Genomic DNA, 20,172 nt, shown 5'->3' on the forward strand with positions numbered 1-20,172 from the left:
CTTGCGGGGCGGCTGCAACCGGATGAATCGACAGGGATTTCTGTTCATTTATTGAACAGAAATTGCGACAAACGATGGCAAGCGTCCTCAAGTTGCAGCGCCTGGGTATCAATCTCGCACTCCGCCGTCAGCGGTGCCTCATAAGGGCTGTCGATGCCGGTGAAGTTCTTGATCCGCCCTTGCCGGGCCGCTTGATACAAACCTTTTGGGTCCCGTTGTGCGCACACCGCGAAGGGCGTGCTCACATACACCTCGATGAAATCGCCCTCAGCGAACAACCGCCGGGCGGTATCACGCTCGGCGCGAAACGGCGAGATCGCCGCAACAATCACAATCAAACCAGCGTCGACCATCAGCCGTGCCACCTCGGCCATGCGCCGGATATTTTCCCGGCGACACTCAGCACTCATCCCCAAATCACGGCACAGCCCATTGCGCAGGTTGTCGCCATCGAGCAGGAACGTGTGCAGCCCGTGCTGATTGAGTTGCGACTCCAGCGCATTGGCCAGGGTCGACTTGCCCGCGCCTGACAGACCCGTCAGCCAGAGGCAACGCGGGTGCTGGGATTTGATTGCGGCGCGGTCGCGGTTCGACAGTGATAAATCGTAAGGCCTGATCTCTGGAACAGGCATCGACAGGGTCTCATTCATAACCGAGCATTTCGTAATCGCGCTGGTACACCCGTCGCACCAGCCGTCGGGTACGCACCGAGCAGAAATCGCGGGCAAGCATCGGACGCCGCTGTTGCGAGCCGTTGACGTGAGGTAACACTGCCGAGTGGCCTACTTGTTCGCAGATCAGGCGAAAATCCCGCTCCAGATGCTCCTGGTAGCCGATGAAATCCAGGGCCAAATGCCCCAGGGAGTCGGTCAGAAAATCCGTTTGCGCGGCAAAATGCATTTGTCGGCTGATCGTCTCCGAATGCAGCCAGCGAGCAACGAAATCATCGAAGTCGCGGTAGTGGCTGACCAGCCTCTGCGCCGCCTGGTCGCGCCGGCCCAACTCGTTGCCGCGCAAAAAAGCATAAGCCGAGTAGGCCCTTTCCAGCGGATCACGAACGAAGGCGAACTTGAAACTGGCGGCAAACTGCTCGGGAAATTGCTGCTCGTACCAATACAACGGCAAGTGCCCCGGGGTCCAGCCATCGAACATTGCCGCGCACACACTGCTCCCGGCACATTTGGGAACATGAATGAATAGGCAGGAATGCTGTTCGAAGGCCTTGGGAAACCCCAGATTGGCCGACATTGACTTGTTGACCACCTGACGGTCCACGACCGACAGGCGCCCCAGCAGAAAAGCCCGCTGCTGCTTGGGCAAGAGCTTCCAGAGATATCGTTGCAGCATGGCAGTACCCGCGCGAAAGGGCTGGCCCCCCTCGATTGTAGTCAACGTTCGTTCAGGAACCTTAACAAGCGCGTTGCCGAGATTTATTCCGGTTTGGTCAAGAAGCGTAAAGGTCTGGATACAATCCACCGGACGCGTTGCACGCCGGTGAACGCGAGGGTGAGCCAGGCTCACCCTCGCATCGAGTCAGGCGATGTTTTCAGTCGGGGCGTCGAGGCCCATGGCGTTCAAGCGGGCGTAGTAACCGTTCTGCGCCAGAAGCTCGGCATGGGTGCCGCGCTCGACGATCCGGCCCTGATCCATGACCAGAATCAGGTCAGCCTTCTCGATGGTCGACAACCGGTGAGCTATGACCAGCGTCGTGCGACCTTTCATGACTCGATCCAGCGCGCCTTGAATGTGCCGCTCAGACTCCGTATCGAGTGCCGACGTCGCTTCATCGAGAATCAGCAGTGGCGCGTTTTTCAGCAAGGCGCGGGCGATCGCCAGACGCTGTCGCTGACCGCCAGAGAGCAGCACACCATTCTCGCCGACGTCGGTGTCCAGCCCCCGCGGTAGCTGGGCGATAAAGTCCATGGCATAGGCGTCTTCGGCAGCTTTTTCGATATCCGCACGCGGCGCGCCGGCCAGATCACCGTAGGCGATGTTATTGGCAACCGTGTCATTGAACAGCGTGACGTGTTGCGTCACCTGGGCAACATGACGACGCAGATTGCGCAGGCGATAGTCTTCGATTTCCACGCCATCGAGCAGGATCTCGCCGGTTTCATGGTGATAGAAGCGTGGAATCAGGCTGGCCAGAGTCGACTTGCCGCTGCCGGAACGCCCCACCAGTGCGATCATTTGCCCTGGTGCCGCGGTGAAACTGATGTTTTTCAGTACTTCACGGTCGGCTCCCGGATAGGTGAAGCTCAGGTTGCGCACCTCCAGATGACCGCTGATCCGATCTTTCTCGACCGTACCCTTATCCACCTCCGGCTCGACATCCAGTTGCTCGAAAATGCTTTCGGCCCCGGCGACGCCTTTCTGGATCGTCGAACTGACTTCCGACAGCTGCCGAATCGGCTTGGGTAACAGGCCTGCGGCAGTAATGTATGCCACCAGGTCACCGGCGGTCGCATCGCCGCGCAGGAACAGCACCAGGAACATCAGCGCGGCCATGGCGCTGTAGATCACCAACTGCAGCATCGGTGTGTAGATTGCGCCGGTCTTGGTCATGCGCAACTGTTTGTCCGTGTTGCCCTGGCTGGCTTCGGCAAAGCGGCGTTCTTCATAGCTCTCGCCACCGAAACTGCGCACAACGCGATAACCCTGGATGGTCTCGGACGCGACGTGGGTCACGTCGCCCATGGCGACCTGGATCTTCTTGCTCTGCTTGCGGAATTTTTTGCTGGTGCTACCGACCATGATCGCGATGAGTGGCAAGATCGCCAGCATGACCAGCGTCAGCTTCCAGTTCATCCACAATAGGTAGGCAAACAGAAACACCACGGTCAGGCCTTCGCGGATCACCACCTTGATAGCGTCGGTGGCGGCTCCGGTAACCATGGTCACGTTGAAGGTGATACGTGAAATCAAATGCCCGGAGTTATGGGTGTCGAAATAACGGTTAGGTAGTACCAGCAACTTGTTGAACAGCTCGACGCGCAAGTCGTGCACCAACCCCAGCGAAACCTTCGCCAGATAGTAGTTGCCAAGAAACGAGCCCAGGCCTTGCCACGCGGCGATCAGAATGATCAGCAACGGCACGGCCATCAGTAGCTGCAAGTCCTTCAGATAAGGCACATTGGGGAAGAGCACTGCTTCCGGGTTGCTCAAGCCATCGACAAAATACTTGAGAATCCCGGCCAGCATGGGCTGCGTCGAAGCAAAAATCACGAAGCCGACGATACTGATGGCGAACATGCCCCAGTACGGGCGCACATACGACAGCAGGCGCAGGTAAATCTTCAAGCTCGACGGCGCAGGCGAATCAGGGCTAGTCATGAGAACCCGTTGTATGAGAAAAGAGCCCGCGAGTGTAACACAGGCCATTTTAGTCACTGAGCTGCGGTAACATTACCGGCTATCCATGCCTCACGGCGTCGAAACCTGGAGTATTGATGCAAGTGCTTGACCACCCCCGATACCTCGCCCTGCGCGAGGGAGCACAAGTCCTTGAAGCCGATGGCTCCGGGGACAAGGTTCTGCGGTTGACGGACGGCTCGATCCTCAAGCTGTTTCGTCGCAAGCGCCTGCTGACATCGGCTGCCTGGTACCCCTACGCCAAACGCTTTGCCGACAACTGCGACGCACTGCATGAGCGGCAGATTCCCTGCCCGTCGATACGTCAGGTCTACCGCATCCCCAGCATCGAGCGCGATGCCGTACATTACGACCCGTTACCGGGTCAGACCCTGCGCCAACTTCTGGATGCCCAGGACGATGCCGACCCACTGCGCGGTCAGCTGGGGGCCTTCATGGCCACCTTGCATGAGCGCGGGATCTACTTCCGTTCGGCGCACCTGGGCAATATAGTGCTCACGCCCGAGCATCAGCTGGGCCTGATCGATATTGCAGACATGCGGGTTTATCGCCGTCCGCTGCGCAAGAGCCTACGGCTGCGCAACTTCAAGCACATGGTGCGATACCCGCAAGACCGCCTATGGTTGCTCGACGGTCGCGGCGAAGTCTTCATGAAGAATTATGGCCAGACGCAGAGCACCTGCTCACCGGAAGAACTGAGCATCGCTCTGCAAAAATGATCCAGACACCTTCGTCCCTGAGGCTGGGACGAAGGTCAGGTATTACACTAGTGCCTGGCGCTGCGCCTGCAACGCACGAGAAAGGATCATCCCCGCCGGCAACAGCACCAATGGCCATAGCTCATCCGGATTGCCGATCAACAAGCTGCCGTCGAAGTTCAGCATCACCAGCGCACAGGCCAGGTACACGCCCCACTCATCACGCACACGCCAGGCCTGCCAAAGCGAGGCCGCCATCAGTGCGATGAACAACACCAGTGCGACTGCGCCGCTGTAAAGCCCCAGCGAGACGAAAATATTGTGCGGATGCTGGATCGGCATCCAGCCATCGAGTAGCTGAGTGGTTTGGAAGTCGATACCGCAACCCAGTACCCAGCCGCAATGGTGCCATTCGCCAACCATGACATCGAAAATCTCGATACGGTACGAATCGCCGCGTATCCACAGTGCCTGGTACCAGGCGTCGTTATGCACCGTCAGGAACAACAGCCCCATGAGCACCAGACCAATCGCCACGACGCCGCCGACCAGCCGCGGTTTTTGGTAAATACCGTAAAGCCCCCAGACACCCGCCAGGAACACCGCACCTACCAACGCAGTGCGTGCCTGCAGGATATAGACCACCGCGAACAACGAAAAAGCGACGGCCAGGCCAGCTTCGACGAACTTGCGTTCCCTGATCCAGAATGGCAACGCCAGCGCCAATGCGCACAACAGCCAGATACTGGCATATATAACGTTCTGCAAACGCGCAGGAAGCAATGCCACCCGACTGCCGACGGCATACTCACCGGTTACCCAGCTGTAGAGTGCGCAGGCGAAAATGTACACCGCCAGGATCCAGAACTGCGCACGAACAAACAGAGGGCTGCGGAAGAACTGGGGGTCAGTGAATGCGCCGAGCACCATGACGAACATCAGCACATAGAAAATGTGCTTGTAGAACTGCAAGTGTCCGGCAATCGCCGCAGGCACCAAAAACCACAGAAGAAATGCCAGCCAGCCCCACATCAACGGCTGCTTGAGCAAGCCATTACCGCGTTCCTTGATCAGGAAAAACAGGCCCGGCGATACCATCAGTCCGTAAAACAGGTTGTTGGTCCACTTCGACGACCAGCCCACTATGAAGCTCAACAGAAACAGACAGAGCATCGTTCCAAAATAAGACGTGACGGTGATCTTTCCAGGCTTCGCGCCGCTAAATTCCATGGAGCACCCAACCTGTTGCCAAACCGATAATAAGGGCTGCCATCAGCTTGAGCCGATCGAGACGTTTGCGCTTCAATTTGTTCACACGTTCCTGTGGAACCACCACATGCTCACCAAAGCCGGTGTGCAATACCGCGTCGTTTTCCAGAATCAACGCATAGCGGTTTTCCCCGGCATACAGACGCGACAAGTCTTTCTCACCGGACAACCCGGAATACGGTGCATGCAACAGGTAGTCCGCGCGACGGCGTAGCCCCGGGTTAAAGGAAAAACCCTGCCAGTCGGCCTTGTGCGAGCCCAGCATGTAGAAAGGAACGCCATGGCTGACTTTTCGTTCGCCCAGGAACACATAAGGGCTGTGAACCATCAGGTCATGATTGAAGCTGCGCAACCACACCTGCAGCGCCTGTGGATCTTCCTCCAACAGGCGTTGGGAATCTTCGATAAACCCTTCGCGATAAAAGTCCCAGTCGTCTTCGCAATGGAAGATCCATGACGTCTGTACCTGAGCATAGGCAGCATCGATGGATCGCAACTGACCCAGACGCGGATTGTTGATGAAGAACTGGGTGTGCGCCCTCCAGTGCTCCGGAATACAGGCCTCTACGGCACTGTCGCCGGAGTCCTCGGTAATGAACACTTTACGGATGGGAGCCGTGTTGAACCGATCAAGTGTCTCCAGTGTCCGCTTCAACAGATCGAAGCGGCCGCAACTGGTGATGACGATCGAAATGTCGCTAGTATCGCTGAACAGCATTTATTTACACCGCACCATTGATTGTTTAATCGCCCGGCTTCACAGCCCCAACGACAAGCGTAGTTTCTCTTTCCAGCTCAGCGGCACCCGCTCGCGCAACGGCGCACGCATGGCATCGACAATCGCATGCCCCATCGCCCGGAAGGTATAGCGCTGCTCTACCAGAGCCTGACCGGCCAACGAAATGGTCTCGGTCAGCTGCGAGGACGCGCGCAACACGGCGAGTTTCTCTCTGAGTTCGTCGCGTGTTCGATAGAGCACAATATTCTGCATATCAACAAAACCTAGCGCGCGATTCTCTGCTTCCCCTTGATCGTAAGCAAACAGCACGCAACCACAGGCCATGGCCTCGAAATTCTTGATCATGTATTCGCCCATGCCGACATCGGCACTCACGAAATAACGGATCCGGCTCAACGTCTCGCAGTACTCCTCACCCGATCTGGTGCGAGTGATCAGCAAGTTTTCGAGGTCGGCTACCGACTCGAGCATGGCCTTGCGACCGGCATACGCCACGCTATTGAGACTGCCAACGAAACCCAGCTCGATATCACGCTCACGTTGACGGTTTTGCAACAGCGCCTGATCGTAACCCTTGGGCACGAAATGCGCGTCAAAACCTTCATCACGCAAACGCTGGCTGATCATGAAACCTGAGCTGATCACCCGTACCCAAGGAAGCTTGCGGTAATGGGCACTGAATTTTCCGGTGTATTTGCACGGGATGTAATTCTGGTACGCATCGTGTTCAAGAATAACCAGATTGGGCAGGGTTTGTATGAACCTCACCTGTCTGATTTCTTTTTTGAAGCGCAGGAAAAACACGATCCGGTCATAAAGGGTCACATCGACATGCCTGCGAAAGTACCCACGCAAGTCGTCCTGCTCTGCACTGCTTAATTCACGCTTGTCGCACTCGCAATGCTCGGCGATCCCGTCATACAGTCGGTCAAGGATCGCTCGCTGCTCCTTCTGAACCAGAAACAGAACTTTCAATTGGACTCTCTCTTTCCAGACCGCTCTTGGACCCAAAACAACTCGTGGCGTCGCACTGTTTTACGGAAGAACTCGTTTTCGCCAAATGCCGGCCAGCGTCGGGCCGCCAGGCAACGTTGTATTGCCCGGCGAAGTAGACGCTTGAAGGGAGGCCGGGGCTGAAGGTCGTGCATCATGCCCAATGACATGGCCTTGTGCCACTGTTTTTCGGCGGACAAGCAAAGCGTCCAGGGCCGCAGCGGCTCATGCGTACCCATCTGCGGTGGCAGCGCTATGCCTGTACCGGCATCGCCCATTGGCCAACGATCGTTGTCGTGCAAATGATTGGCGTAATGCAACAACGTGTCGGGTTGCCAAGTCGTTCCGCTTAGTGCCTGCATCACTGCCTGCTGCGAGCACAGATGGTCTGGATGAGGGTCAAAGCGTGGATGCGGCAAGACAATGATCTGAGGTTCGATACGCTCGATCAACTCACGCAGATCCGCCAGCAGATTGTTCCAGGACGGCAGACCATCTACGTCACTGCCCAAGGCGAACGGATTGAACCGTCGAAAATATCGGGTATCGCCAAGCTGTGCCTCGCGGGACGCTACGGCCTCGGTCGGAGCTCTCTGCATGGCGGGCAATTGCAGGCAGAAGTACCCCAGTTGTATACAGCGCTCCTGAGGGACACCTCCCCACAATGGCACGCTTACACTGTCCCAGGCACGCAGTGAACCTTTCATCCGGGACGCTTCGACGTCATTGAGCCCCATCTGTCGATAGTGCCCGGCCTCGATTTCACCGGCGGTCAGGGTCACCACCCAACTTTGACTTGTGCTGCTGTACAGCCCGAATGCCGCCAGCTCAGCGTCGTCGGCGTGCGGGGCGATTACCATCACCCGTTGACGACTGTAATCCGGATGCTCAAACGCCCAAAGCACTGGCTCACCAAGCCATCGGCAGAAACGCCCGCGCAAACGTAATTCACCCTGTGACAGCACCCGTGCCTGGCCACTGAGATTGAGGTAACGCAAGCCGTTTACACCGCGCTCGAAGGTTTGCCGGTCGGGATTATCGCCTCCCAGCAACTCGACCACCGGATCGATAAAGCGCCCCAGCCAAGTACTTTTCACCCGCAGCGCCAGTACCAGCGTGGCGTCATCGACCAGCATGACGCCCTCATCCAGCCGCAGCCGTTCACCATCCAGATGGATCTTGGGCTGCGGGGTATACGGCGGGAAGCTGTATTGGTAATCGTCTTGGGGGGAATAAAACAGATGGTCGGCAAACCACGCCTCGTGGGCGATCCAGCCCAGCACCGCAAGCACCAGCGGCAGCCACCAGGCCACCAGCACGCCGATGGCGATCAGTAGTATCAACGCAATCAACAGGCCGATGCGTTTGTTGCGCCGATGGCGCTTGAGCAGTTGCTGTTTGCGGCTCATGGGTTGGCTCATACCGTGAAGACCGGCACAGAATTGCACCAACGGTCCTTGTACTCACGGTCGGTTCGACCAAAGGAAAACCGCAGGGGCTTATCCAACGCACGAGCATGTTCCCAGGCGCTTTGGGTGTTGAGGAAGCTCAGCACGCTGCCAGGGCTGAAATCGCGGGTCTCGGGATCGACACCGCCGTTGACGTATTCGACGCTGATCCATTCCGGCGCCTCGACGCGGTACACCAGTTGAGTCGCAATCGGTGCGTCGTTGAGGAAAATCACCGAACCGATCAGCAACTCGCGCAACAACTCGATCACCTCGCCCATGCGCTCGGCACCGGTGGCCGGAAAGCCCCAGCGACGCTGGAACAAGTCGCAATAGATCGCCGCCAGTTCACTGCTGGAAAACTCGGCAACCGGTCGCACCACACCGCCCGCCTCTTCCAGCAGGCGCAATTCGCGGCGCTGGTTGTAGCGAAACTTTTTCGACAGTTCTTCAGGTGTCCGGGCCAGGGCCAGTTGTTCGGCCTGCAGCTTGATACCGGTAAAACGACCTTCGCTCAGCGCCGACAGGTAACGCCCGCGATGGCGCAGTGGTGCCTGGGCATCAGCGGCGGCCGGCAGGATCAGTTCGGCATTGCCGAGGTCGAACAGGCCTTTTTTACCTGTGCGCTTGAGCACGTCCTTGGACAGCGCCAGGTCGCGCCCCCAGGTCGGGATGGCGGCTTTCACTTCGCCGCCCTGCTCCCAAGCCAGGTAGCGCACCGGAATGTCGGCCAACTGCGCCAGACGTTCGACCACCAGAGGATGAGTCGCGACGCTGCCGCCAAAACGTTGCCAGGCCTGGGCATAAGTCGAGGCGTCGACCTGCGCCCAGCCACGCTCGCGCCAGCCTTGAAGTCGGTTGAGCATCAGCTCCTCGGTGCCAGTTCGGTGACGTGCGGCAAATGCCAGAAAGCATCGCGCACCGCGCGATCGGAGAAGCGTTCACGCAAGCGCTCGAACATCAGCTCGGCGCACTGGCGGCGTTGTTGCTCGTCCATCGCGGCCAGATGTTGCAGCCCTTGAGCCAGGTGCCCGGCATCGCCCAGCGGAAACAGAATGCCCACGCCTTCGACCACTTCCCTGGCGCCCCCGCATGCGGTGGCGAGCAACGGCACACCGGCGGCCATGGCCTCCAGCAATACCATGCCGAACGGTTCGTGATCGGAACTCAAGGCAAATACATCAAAAGCGCGGAAGTAGCGACGCGCCTCGGGCACCTGGCCGAGGAACAACACGCGATCGCCGATACCCAGTTCACGCGCCAGGGCCTTGAGGTCCTGCTCCAGCCGACCGCTGCCCAGAATCACCAACTGACTGTTGGCCGGCAACCCCGGCAGTGCCGTGGCGAAACCATGCAGCAGCGTAGTCTGATCCTTGTCCGGATGCAGGCGCCCGACGTTGCCGACAATCCAGGCATCCATCGACAAGCCGAGGGTTTCCCGGGCTTCGCGAACCGACACTTGGCTGGTCTGCAACGCCTGCACATCAATCCGGTTATAGAGCGTCTGAATCCGCGCCTGCGGCCATTTCGGCAAGCAATGGCGCATGTCGTCACGCACCGCATCGGAGACGCCGAGCAGGCTCAGGCGCTTGCGGAAAATATGCGCGAACAGTTTGCGGGTACCGCGCTGGTAATCGCCAAACGCGTGATGCACACCAATGACCGGCAACGAAGTGCCGAGCAAGGCGATATAGGTCGGTTTGAAGCGGTGAGCGATGCAGAAACTGAAGTTGCGCGACGCGGCGATCTTGCGCAGGTCGCCGATGGCGCCCAGCTTCAGGCCACGAATGGCCTTGGAGCTGTACTCCATGAATAACACTTCGTCGGACGCGCAGCTCGCGGCGACTTCAACATCGGCAGCCCCGGTCAGAAACACCGTGGTCACGCGATAACCGGTCCCCGCGAACAGGCTGGCGTACTGCCGGGCGCAGTCCAGAAACGGCCCGTCATAGCCGTGACAGAACTGCAGCACATGGCGTTCAGCCGAGCGTGTCATAAGCGTCCGCGCCTTCTTTGACCACCAGAATGTCTTCCATGATCAGGTATTGCAGGTCGGAACCGAAGAACATGTTCAAGGCGTCGGTCGGCGAGCAGATCATCGGCTCGCCACGACGGTTGAGCGAAGTGTTCAGCGACACACCGTTGCCGGTCAGTACTTCAAGCGCCTTCATCATGTCGTAGTAACGCGGGTTGTATTCGCGCTTGAGCACCTGGGCCCGGGACGTGCCGTCTTCATGGACGACTTCCGGCACGCGGGTTTTCCACTCTTCAGCCACTTCGAAGGTGAAGGTCATGAACGGTGCCGGGTGATCGATCTTGATCATTTGCGGCGCAACGGTGTCGAGCATTGACGGGCAGAAAGGCCTCCAGCGCTCGCGAAACTTGATCTGATGGTTGATACGGTCCGCCACGCCGGCCACGCTCGGGCAGCCAATGATCGAACGACCGCCCAAGGCACGCGGGCCGAACTCCATGCGGCCCTGGAACCAGGCCACCGGGTTGCCATCGACCATGATCTTGGCGATCTGCTCCGGCATATTGTCGAGCTTGCGCCAGTTTGGCTTGTCGGCGTGACGGGCGCAGGCCGCGATCACGTCTTCGTTGCTGTAGGACGGACCGAGGTAGACATGCTCCATCTTCTCGACCGGCACACCACGGGCGTGAGACACGTAAGCTGCCGCACCCACCGCGGTACCGGCATCGCCAGACGCAGGCTGGACGAACAGCTCTTTGATGTCGTCGCGGGCAATGATCTTCTGGTTCAGCTTGACGTTCAACGCACAGCCACCGGCGAAGGCCAGCTTGCCGGTTTCCTTGAGCACATCGCCCAGGTAATGGTCGATCATCTGCAGCGCCAGTTTCTCGAACAGCGCTTGCATGCTTGCGGCGTAGTGAATGTAGGGCTCGTCGGCGATGTCGCCTTCGCGTTTCGGACCCAGCCACTCGATCAGCTTCGGCGAGAAGTAGAAACCCTTGCCCTTCTCTTTATAACGACGCAGGCCGATGACGTTGGCGTAGTCGGTGTTGATCACCAACTCACCGTTTTCGAACGAGGCCAGGCGGGAGAAATCGTATTTGCTGGCGTCGCCATACGGCGCCATGCCCATGACCTTGAATTCACCGTCGAGCATCTCGAAGCCGAGGAACTCGGTGATCGCGCCGTACAGGCCGCCGAGGGAGTCCGGATCGAAGAATTCCTTGATCTTGTGGATCTTGCCGTTTTCGCCATAACCGAAGAATGTCGTGGCGTATTCGCCCTTGCCATCGATCCCCAGGATCGCGGTTTTCTCTTTGAAACCGGAGCAGTGGTAGGCGCTGGAGGCGTGGGCCAAGTGGTGCTCGACCGGCTCGATCTTGATCTTTTTCGGATCGAAGCCCAATTGCTCGAGGCACCAGACAATCTTGTTGCGATAGCGCTTGTAGCGACGGTTACCCATCAGGATCGCGTCGAGGGCGCGGTCCGGGGCGTACCAGTAGCGTTTGGCGTAGTGCCAGCGAGCCTTGCCGAACAGGCTGATCGGCGCGAACGGAATAGCCACCACATCAACGTCGGATGGCTTGATGCCGGCCTGCTCGAGGCAGAATTTCGCCGATTCGTAAGGCATGCGGTTCTTTGCATGTTTATCGCGCACGAAACGCTCTTCTTCAGCCGCCGCGACCAGCTTGCCGTCGATGTACAAGGCTGCGGAAGGATCATGGCTAAGGGCGCCGGACAGGCCAAGAATCGTCAATGCCACAGGGGTCAAGCCTCTTTAGTCTGCATGCAGGCGCAACGCGCCTCAAAAATTAATGTGCCCTCGCAAGGGGCGAGAGACAGCTAAAGGGCGGGATTATAGCAAGGAATGTCAATCACACTGACATTGGATTGAATGTCCCAGCTCATGGTGACGGGAACGGTTTGCGCAAGGCTTGTCTGACAGAAATCGCCCCAAGCTTGCGATGGAATACCAGAGTCATCGATTTTGCATTGAAGTAGCGTTCTGCCTGATAGCAGTGGATTACAGTACCAACGCTGTTCAGCCTATGAAGCCGGTGCATCGTTTATGAATCATCGGCTCTTCTCATCCTCGACCCGGCCGCCAGTAAATCCTGATATTGCCATCCGTTGCTTGCCGGTAAATCGTGTATGGCAGGACAACGGTGTCCAGCGCACCCGACAAGGTCAAGTCCAGCAATACGAACGGCACCAGAATCCCCGTGGGATCGGGAGGCGCATGGAGGAGGCAAAAGTCGTGGGCCAAACCGCTGTAGGTACGGGGAATGGACTGACAGTAGGTCTTTTGCTTTCTGAGGCCGCGGGCGGCCTCTTCGTCATCCTGAAGCACTGTGACAGCGGTCCCGCAGCCGGATAGCGCCAGTGAAAAAGAGCTCAGCATCACAGCCATTTTTATCGTCAAAATCTGCCCTCCGAGAACGTCAGGCAAACTAGCATCGTGGCTATTCAGGGCACAGTTCATGGGCTCTGCAGATCATGTAGGACGATTCATAAGAACTTGTCCTCCAGATCTCGGGAGACTGATCTGGCGCCATCGCGGACAAGTCCGCTCCCACAGGTTCAGCGCTAACCTTGTGGGAGCGGGCTTGCCCGCGATAGGGTCGAAGACCCGATTCAAGCAGCGCCGGAGATATCTTTGGGCAGACGCTGATCAATCACTTGGTACAACGCACTGCTCTCGGGCCAGTTGCGCATGAACCGCGCCCGATCCCGCGCATACGCAGGGGCAAAGCTGCTGAGCGAACCATGCTGACACATCGAATCCAGGTCGATCAGCGCCCAGCGATCCTGTTGCCAGAACAGGTTGTGGCCCTTGAAGTCGCCATGGCTGATCCGCTCGGCAATCAGCTCGGCGAACAGGTAATCCAGAGCCTGCAGCTCAGCCTCGGGCGCGTCCCCGCTCTCCACGTACGGCGCAAAGCGCTCGATGATGTCTGGCCCCGGCAAATACTCGGTCACCAGGTACGCCCGGCTGCGCAGCCAGAGAAAACGCTTTTCCAGCAACGCCAATGGTTTTGGCGTGGCAATACCGAGGAACGCCAGGCGATTGCCTTCGCGCCAAGAGTGCCAGGCGCGGCTCGGGCGCCAAAAACGCTTGAGCCAGTGGGCAAAGCCTTTGATGTTGTAACGCTTGACCACCAACGTACGCCCGGCCACCTCGACCTTGCCAACGCTCGCCGCGCCGCCGGTCTTGTACAGATGCCCCTGATCGAGCAAGGCATCAGCCTGCGCCAGCACCGGCAGCATCGCGACTTCTTCCTCACGGCGAATCGCCCGCAAGCCGAACGCACCGCGCCGGACGCTGAACAGCGTGCATTCGCGGCCGACCTTGATCAGAAAGTCCTTCAAACGCCAGCGACGGACCTTATCGATCTGTTTTTGCAACGCCTCCATAGGCAACGCGTGTTCGCCGTTACTCAGCAGGTAATACACCAACAACTCTTCGGTGAAGGGTTCCAGCACTTTGGGCAACTGGGCGAAAAACACCCCGAGGTTCTCCAGGACTTTCTGTTGCGACAGCGGCTTGCCCGCCGTTTCGGCACAGATCCCGGCGCCATCGATCAAATACAACTGACCGCCATGGCGCAGCAGGTTGTCCAGGTGCAGGTCCTCCTGCCACAGACCTTTGCTGTGCAGTTGGCCGATGGCGCCCAACGCCTCGGCCAACACCGCGGATTGTTCATCCGCCAATGCGGGCAAGTGTTCGACCTGCTTCCAGGCATCCCCCAGACTCTCGGCGCCCTCAAGGAAATCGAACAACAGCCAGCCGCCCTCGCCGTCCTTGAGACCATCGGCCAATAACAATGGTGTGGTCAGCCCCTGAGCGGCAAGCAAGCGCACGCCGTCCAGTTCACGCTGAAAATGCCGCGCCGCTTTACCACCGACCAACAACTTGGCCAGCACCGGCCGGCCGCGCCAGACACCAGCCCCGACATAACGCTGCCCCGGCAACACCCGCAGCAGACTCAGCAGCTGCAACTCGGCAGGCCCCGCGGCATCGGCCAGAGGAATGCTCAGTGGCAGGTTCGGGCTGCGGCCGGCGTTTTTCAGTTCGGACAAACGCATCAACGCGCCTCCTTGTTACTGCGCCGCGCACTCAGACGCGATACCCAACGGCTCACCCGCGAACTGTTGAGCGGCTTATCCAGATAAACCGCCAACAACTCGCGCAGCTGACTTTCGCTCCATTCCGGCGCCCGACGCAGCAACGGCTCCAGGTCCTTGATCCGATCACGCCGGCCGAAAAACAGCGGCCGGGTTTTTTCCAGGTCAATCAATTGCGCCTGATAGCCGTCACCGGTGGCCTGAAGAAAAATGTGCTTGGGGTAGAAGCAACCGTGGACCTGACGCATACCGTGCAGGCGTCGCGCCAGTTGCCCACAAGCCTTGAGAATGGCCGAGTGCTGTGTCGCGCTCAGCTCTGACCAGCGCTGCAACAGCGAATCCAGATCATCCCAAGCGTCCAGCGCGCGGGTCAGCAGAATCGCCCGAACTTCGCCGTCGACCTTGCGCTCACCAAAAAATGCCGCCTGCAGCGCCGGAATACCCAGTGTCCGATAACGACTGATGTTGCGAAATTCACGGGCAAAACTTGGCTCGCCAAAGGGCGAATGCCGGGAGCGCGTCAGGTAGTTGCTCTGGCGCTTGAGGTAGTAGCCATGGCCGTCCAGATCCAGCCTGAACACACTGCTCCAGCCACCCCGGCCGGTGTTGGGCTCGTCCACCGCATCGAGCTGTTTGGCCCAAAGTGCGTCGAAGGTGCCGAGACCATGACGCTCGAACAGCGCACGGTCTTCAGCAGCCAGAAAATCAGTCATTCGCGTCCCTCAAAAAATCTCACCACGTGCCGAATACGTTTCTTGTCCGCGGCATTGAGCCGGGCGCATTGGCGGTATTGCAGGTAAAAGCGCAGGCGCTGGGTGGCCGACAGGTGATACTTGGCGACCTTGTCGAGGCAGGCCAGGTCTTTGGTGATACGGTATTTGAGCCAGAAGCCGCGCCAGAAATAGCCGTTGGGGCAATCGATCAGGAACAGCCGGGGCTCATCGTCGACCAACAGATTGCGCCACTTCAAATCGTTATGGGTAAAACGGTTGTCGTGCATGGTCCGGGTGTAACCGGCCAATTGGCGACTGACGGTGTCGACCCAGGCGCGGTCCGCCAGTTTCGGATCATGCCGGTTGGCCAGGGCCGACAAGTCTTCGGTATGCGACAGTTCGCGGGTGATCATCGCCCCACGGGCGTACGCCACGCCGTGCCGCTCCAGGCCCCAGGCCACCACTTCGGCGGTGGGAATGCCCCACTTGGCGAAACGCTTGAGGTTCTGCCACTCGGCTTTCACCCGGGGTGTACCCAAGTAGCGGCGCAGGCCTTTGCCGGCACTGACGTAACGTTTGACGTAATAGTTGACGCCGTTGCGCTGGACACGAATGACCTCGGACAGCGGATCACTGGTCAGTTGCTCGCCCGTGAGGGCAAAAACCGCATCAAGACTGCCAAAATCTTCTGCCAGGTCACTGTAGGCCGGCTCCAGTTTCCAACCCGACATCAGAGCGCATCCCCGTATCGCTGTTTACGCTCGTAGAGCTTGCTGGCCTTGCCCTCGAGCCACGCCAGCAACCCGGCTTCTTCAGCCAGAATCTGGCGCAGAGGCTGTTGGAAGTACCCCTTGAGGAAACGTAGTTTGTCGCGGCGGGTCAGGCCGATCTCCAGCGCCGAAAAATACAGCGCCGCCAGGTCCTTGTTGCGCCAGCGCTGGGTAATCGTCGGACGGGTCTGGGCGCGGTGAAGGTCGATCACCGACAACTTGAAATCATCGCAGGTCACCGGTTTATCGGTGTGCAGCAGGAAGTGGCAGATGTAGCAGTCGCGATGGTTGACCCCGGCGCGGTGCATCATGCCGGTCATGCGCGCGACTTCGGCGATCAGGGCGCGCTTGAGCTTTGGCTCCGGCGGGTGCTTGACCCAGTCGATGCTGAAATCTTCAAGGCTGATGGTGGGCGCCAGCTCTTCGGTGACGATGAACGAATGCTGGTCCGCCGGGTTACTGCCCTTTTCGCCGTAGGCGACAGCAGTCATGGTTGGGACACCGACTTCTTGCAGGCGCTGGATGGCCTTCCACTCCTGGCCCGCGCCAAGCACCGGCAGCTTGGCGGTCAGCAGGTTCTTGAAAATCTCGCCCCAGCCGATGCCCCGGTGGATCTTCACGAAGAACCCGTGGCCGTCCACTTCAGTTCGCAGTGTCCGGCGCGCTTCGAGCTCGCGGTACACCTCGCCCTTGAGGCCCTCGACTTCGGCGAACGGGTCGCGTCCGGCCCAGAGGCTCTTGAACGGTTCAGCCAGCATCAACTTCATTAAGCGTGCTCCGCCAGAATCACATCGGCCGCGTGCTGCGGCATGCTGTAGAGGTCGGCCGTCCCGGCGAAGGCCAGACCGTTGCGGCTCCAGGCCGCCCGTGCATCGGTGTCGTTCAACATGCCGGTCAGGTACTGAGCCAGTTGCGCCTGATCGAAGGGTTCGTCCAGCACCAGACCGGCGTCAGCCTCGGCGATGTAATGGGCGTAACCGCACACTGCGCTCACCAGCACCGGTAATCCGGCCACCAAAGCCTCAAGCAATACCGTCCCGGTATTTTCGTTGTACGCCGGGTGGATCAGCAGATCGGCACCGAGCAGGAAACGCGGGATATCGCTGCGGCCCTTGAGGAACTGCACGTTATCGCCGAGCCCCAAAGTGGCGCTCTGCAGTTGGAATACTTTGGGGTCGTCCTGGCCAATTACAAACAGCCGGGTGCGCTTTTTCAGCTCGGCGGGCAGCGCGGCCAGGGCCTTGAGACTACGGTCCACGCCTTTGGTCTTGAACCCGGAACCGATCTGTACCAACAGCAGCTCATCGTCTTTCAGGTTGAATTCGGCGCGGAACCCGGCGCGAATTTCATCGGCGTTCGCGGGGCGACGACGGTCCTGGGCGATGCCCGGTGGCAGCAGATGGAAACGTTCGATCGGCGTGTCGTAATGCTTGATGAACAGCGGCTGCTGGACTTCGGAAATCATCAGCACGTCGGTCTTGGCGTCCTTGGCGAACACCGCGCGTTCGTACTCGGCGAAGTGCCGGTAGCGGCCCCAACGACGGTACAGCGAGTTGCGCAGGTTTTGCGCCTTGTCTTCGAAGCAGCCGTCGGCGGCGTAGTAAACGTCCAGACCCGGCATTTTGTTGAAACCGATCAGACGGTCAACCGGACGCTTGGCCAGATCGGCTTCCATCCAGTCGGTGAGCTTCTCGTTGCGCCGATGATTGAAGAACGCCTTGACCGGCGCCACCAACACTTCGAAGCCCGGCGGGATGTCGCCTTCCCAGATCAACGTGTAGACACGAATTTGATGGCCGCGCTGCTGGCATTCAAGGGCGATGCGCATGAAGTCACGCTGCAAGCCGCCAAAAGGAAAGTACTTGTACAAGACAAATGCCAATTGCATCAGCGCAGCTCCTCAGCCAGTAACAACGTGCTCAGTCGGCTCGCGACACGCTCGGGATTCAGACGCGTGAAGCACAGGGGCCACTCGCGTTTCAGGTCAAACCGACGAGCATCGTCGGCCGTCGGTTGATAGGTGCATTTCTTTTGCAGGCACGGCGCACAAGGGAAGTCGCTGGCCATGTGAATCTGCGATTTGCCGTAGGCGCCGGTCAGGCCCGGATTGGTCGGGCCGAACAGCGACAAGGTCGGCACGTCCAGCGCTGCGGCCAGATGACCGAGACCGGTGTCCACCGCCACGCAGGCTTGCGCCCCGGCCAGGACTTTGCCAACACCCGCCAGGTTCAGCCTGGGCAGCACTTCGACGTGTTTCATGTCTTTGGCGATGCGCTCGGCGCGGGCCTTTTCGACCGGGTTGCCCCACGGCAGCTTCACCGCCACACCGAGATACCCCACTCGCTCGGCCAGCTCGCGCCAATAGGCTTCGGGCCAGTGCTTGGTGTCCCAGGTGGTGCCGTGGAGAAACACCACGTACGGATTTTTGCGCGGCAATTCCACCAGCCGCTCGACGTTCAGGCCGTAATCACCCAGGCCTTTAGGCAGGTCATAACCCAGTGCCACCGCGAACAGCTGACGCACTCGTTCAACCGCGTGCTGCCCACGGGCCACGGCCAGACGTCGGGAATAGAAGCGCGCGGCAATCGGTTCGCGGGCCGAGTTCTTGTCCAGCCCGGCCACCGGCGCTTTGGCATAGCGAGTCAGCAACGCACTTTTCAGCAGGCCCTGAGCGTCGATCACCAGGTCGTATTTCGTCGCGCGCACGCTTTGCTTGAAGCGCTTCCACTCGCCACTCTTGATGGTCTGCCAAATGTTCTTGCGCCAGCGACGGATCGCCACCGGAATCACCTTGCCCACGGCCGGGTGCCAGGTCGGGATCTCGGCGAAACCTTCTTCCACTACCCAGTCGAACTTGATGCCGGGGATCGCCCGTGCCGCGTCGGTCAACGCTGGCAACGCGTGAATCACGTCGCCCAGCGAAGAAGTCTTGATCAACAGTACCCGCAAACTATTTGACCTCGACCACAGTGCCCAGCAACCGCTGCAAGGCTTCGTTCACCGCTGCGGGCATGAGCTGGCGCAAGCAGTTGTAATGACCGAAACGGCAGGTGCGATCGAAGCATGGACTGCATTCGATACCCAGGCGCACGATCTCGACGTGCTCGGCCAGCGGCGGCGTGAAACCCGGCGACGTCGAGCCGTACACCGCCACCAACGGGCGGTTCAGCGCGGCGGCCACGTGCATCAGCCCGGAGTCGTTGGAGACCACCGCGTCGGCGCAGGACAGCAGATCGATGGCCTCGGCCAGGGACGTGCCGCCACTGAGGTTCACCGACTCTTCACGCAGCCCCGGAATCAGCCGCCCACGAATGTCTTCGCCCACCGCGTGATCGTTTTTCGAGCCGAACAACCAGACTTGCCAGCCTTCACGAATCTTCGCCTCGGCGACCTTGGCATAGTGCTCGGACGGCCAGCGCTTGGATTCGCCAAACTCGGCGCCGGGGCACAGCGCCAACACCGGGCGGTCGAGCGCCAGACCAAACTTGGCCAGCGCACCGTCGCGGGTCACCGGGTCGATCTGCAGGCTCGGTCGTGGATAAGGTTTCGCCAGCTCGATGCCAGGCTCAAAGGCCAGGGCCATGAAGCGCTCGATCATCAACGGATACCGCTCTTTGTCGAGCGTGCGCACGTCATTGAGCAGGCCGTAGCGGAACTCGCCACGCCAGCCGGTGCGCTTCGCAATGCCGGCAAAAAACGGCACCAGCGCCGATTTCAGGGAGTTGGGCAGCAGAATGGCCTGGTCGTACTGACCGGCCAGGGATTTACCGATGCGCCGACGCGTCGCCAACTCCAGCACGCCGTGGCCGAGCGGGAAGCTCAAGGCCTGGCGCACTTCGGGCATGCGCTCGAGGATCGGCCGGCTCCACTCGGGGGCCAGCACGTCGATTTCGCACTGCGGGTGGCGTTGTTTGAGACACTGAAAAAGTGTCTGCGCCATCACCATGTCACCGACCCAACTGGGCCCAACGATCAGAATTTTCATGTGGTTTCCAAAAACGAACCGGGGAGGCATACGCCTCCCCGCCTCGAGAATCCAGCACCTGCGGGGTGAACCGCCAGGTCATTTG

The 20,172-nt window shown here is 59.5% G+C and carries 19 protein-coding genes; 1 reads left to right on the forward strand and 18 read right to left on the reverse strand.

Annotated features, from left to right (window positions below):
• Nucleotides 1-44: 44 nt before the first annotated feature.
• The 3 genes from cysC to msbA form a co-directional block, all read right to left on the reverse strand.
• Entirely contained in the window at nucleotides 45-650 is a 606-nt protein-coding gene (gene cysC, locus J3D54_RS05795) for an adenylyl-sulfate kinase (RefSeq protein ID WP_253417064.1), read from the reverse strand.
• Nucleotides 643-1,347, reverse strand: coding sequence for a sulfotransferase family 2 domain-containing protein (locus J3D54_RS05800; protein ID WP_253417065.1), 705 nt, complete (start codon nucleotides 1,345-1,347; stop codon nucleotides 643-645). Before J3D54_RS05800 ends, cysC begins: the two co-directional genes overlap by 8 nt.
• A gap of 186 nt (nucleotides 1,348-1,533) precedes the next feature.
• The gene (msbA, locus tag J3D54_RS05805; RefSeq protein ID WP_253417066.1) at nucleotides 1,534-3,333 is read right to left on the reverse strand and encodes a lipid A export permease/ATP-binding protein MsbA; all 1,800 of its coding nucleotides are present in this window, start codon (nucleotides 3,331-3,333) and stop codon (nucleotides 1,534-1,536) included.
• 116 nt (nucleotides 3,334-3,449) lie between these two features.
• Here msbA and J3D54_RS05810 point away from each other — a divergent pair, with 116 nt between their 5' ends.
• Complete coding sequence (locus J3D54_RS05810; protein WP_253417067.1) at nucleotides 3,450-4,091, forward strand: toluene tolerance protein; 642 nt, start codon at nucleotides 3,450-3,452, stop codon at nucleotides 4,089-4,091.
• A gap of 42 nt (nucleotides 4,092-4,133) precedes the next feature.
• Here J3D54_RS05810 and J3D54_RS05815 read toward each other — a convergent pair whose 3' ends face one another.
• The 15 genes from J3D54_RS05815 to waaF all read right to left on the reverse strand — a co-directional run bounded on the left by J3D54_RS05815 (nucleotide 4,134) and on the right by waaF (nucleotide 20,087).
• On the reverse strand, nucleotides 4,134-5,300 hold the full coding sequence (locus tag J3D54_RS05815) for an O-antigen ligase domain-containing protein (RefSeq protein ID WP_253417068.1): 1,167 nt from the start codon (nucleotides 5,298-5,300) through the stop codon (nucleotides 4,134-4,136).
• The gene (locus tag J3D54_RS05820) at nucleotides 5,290-6,057 is read right to left on the reverse strand and encodes a glycosyltransferase family A protein (RefSeq protein WP_253417069.1); all 768 of its coding nucleotides are present in this window, start codon (nucleotides 6,055-6,057) and stop codon (nucleotides 5,290-5,292) included. Before J3D54_RS05820 ends, J3D54_RS05815 begins: the two co-directional genes overlap by 11 nt.
• 39 nt (nucleotides 6,058-6,096) lie before the next feature.
• Entirely contained in the window at nucleotides 6,097-7,053 is a 957-nt protein-coding gene (locus J3D54_RS05825; RefSeq protein ID WP_253417070.1) for a glycosyltransferase, read from the reverse strand.
• On the reverse strand, nucleotides 7,050-8,480 hold the full coding sequence (locus J3D54_RS05830) for a PIG-L deacetylase family protein (protein WP_253417071.1): 1,431 nt from the start codon (nucleotides 8,478-8,480) through the stop codon (nucleotides 7,050-7,052). Before J3D54_RS05830 ends, J3D54_RS05825 begins: the two co-directional genes overlap by 4 nt.
• Before the next feature lie 8 nt (nucleotides 8,481-8,488).
• Nucleotides 8,489-9,385: an antimicrobial resistance protein Mig-14 gene (locus tag J3D54_RS05835; RefSeq protein WP_253417072.1), complete on the reverse strand. Its 897-nt coding sequence runs from the start codon at nucleotides 9,383-9,385 to the stop codon at nucleotides 8,489-8,491.
• On the reverse strand, nucleotides 9,385-10,515 hold the full coding sequence (locus tag J3D54_RS05840) for a glycosyltransferase (protein WP_253417073.1): 1,131 nt from the start codon (nucleotides 10,513-10,515) through the stop codon (nucleotides 9,385-9,387). The genes J3D54_RS05835 and J3D54_RS05840 overlap by 1 nt, the downstream gene beginning before the upstream one ends.
• Nucleotides 10,499-12,256, reverse strand: a complete 1,758-nt coding sequence (locus tag J3D54_RS05845; protein ID WP_253417074.1) for a carbamoyltransferase — start codon at nucleotides 12,254-12,256, stop codon at nucleotides 10,499-10,501. The genes J3D54_RS05840 and J3D54_RS05845 overlap by 17 nt, the downstream gene beginning before the upstream one ends.
• Nucleotides 12,257-12,580: 324 nt before the next feature.
• Nucleotides 12,581-12,916, reverse strand: coding sequence for a YceK/YidQ family lipoprotein (locus J3D54_RS05850; RefSeq protein WP_253426517.1), 336 nt, complete (start codon nucleotides 12,914-12,916; stop codon nucleotides 12,581-12,583).
• Between the two features lie 212 nt (nucleotides 12,917-13,128).
• Nucleotides 13,129-14,580 (reverse strand): lipopolysaccharide kinase InaA family protein, encoded by a 1,452-nt coding sequence (locus J3D54_RS05855; protein ID WP_253417075.1) that lies wholly within the window; start codon nucleotides 14,578-14,580, stop codon nucleotides 13,129-13,131.
• Nucleotides 14,580-15,332: a lipopolysaccharide kinase InaA family protein gene (locus tag J3D54_RS05860; protein WP_253417076.1), complete on the reverse strand. Its 753-nt coding sequence runs from the start codon at nucleotides 15,330-15,332 to the stop codon at nucleotides 14,580-14,582. The genes J3D54_RS05855 and J3D54_RS05860 overlap by 1 nt, the downstream gene beginning before the upstream one ends.
• Nucleotides 15,329-16,063 (reverse strand): lipopolysaccharide kinase InaA family protein, encoded by a 735-nt coding sequence (locus tag J3D54_RS05865; protein WP_253417077.1) that lies wholly within the window; start codon nucleotides 16,061-16,063, stop codon nucleotides 15,329-15,331. Before J3D54_RS05865 ends, J3D54_RS05860 begins: the two co-directional genes overlap by 4 nt.
• On the reverse strand, nucleotides 16,063-16,869 hold the full coding sequence (gene rfaP / locus J3D54_RS05870; RefSeq protein ID WP_253417078.1) for a lipopolysaccharide core heptose(I) kinase RfaP: 807 nt from the start codon (nucleotides 16,867-16,869) through the stop codon (nucleotides 16,063-16,065). The genes J3D54_RS05865 and rfaP overlap by 1 nt, the downstream gene beginning before the upstream one ends.
• Nucleotides 16,869-17,990: a glycosyltransferase family 4 protein gene (locus tag J3D54_RS05875; protein ID WP_253417079.1), complete on the reverse strand. Its 1,122-nt coding sequence runs from the start codon at nucleotides 17,988-17,990 to the stop codon at nucleotides 16,869-16,871. The genes rfaP and J3D54_RS05875 overlap by 1 nt, the downstream gene beginning before the upstream one ends.
• Nucleotides 17,990-19,051 carry a lipopolysaccharide heptosyltransferase I gene (waaC, locus tag J3D54_RS05880; RefSeq protein WP_007939663.1) on the reverse strand — a complete coding sequence of 354 codons (1,062 nt, stop codon included), beginning with the start codon at nucleotides 19,049-19,051 and terminating at the stop codon, nucleotides 17,990-17,992. Before waaC ends, J3D54_RS05875 begins: the two co-directional genes overlap by 1 nt.
• Before the next feature lies 1 nt (nucleotide 19,052).
• A complete protein-coding gene (gene waaF / locus J3D54_RS05885) occupies nucleotides 19,053-20,087 on the reverse strand; it encodes a lipopolysaccharide heptosyltransferase II (RefSeq protein ID WP_253417080.1) in 1,035 nt (344 codons plus the stop codon).
• Nucleotides 20,088-20,172 lie beyond the last annotated feature (85 nt).

Origin of the sequence: Pseudomonas sp. GGS8 (assembly GCF_024168645.1) — a bacterium.
GTDB lineage: Bacteria > Pseudomonadota > Gammaproteobacteria > Pseudomonadales > Pseudomonadaceae > Aquipseudomonas.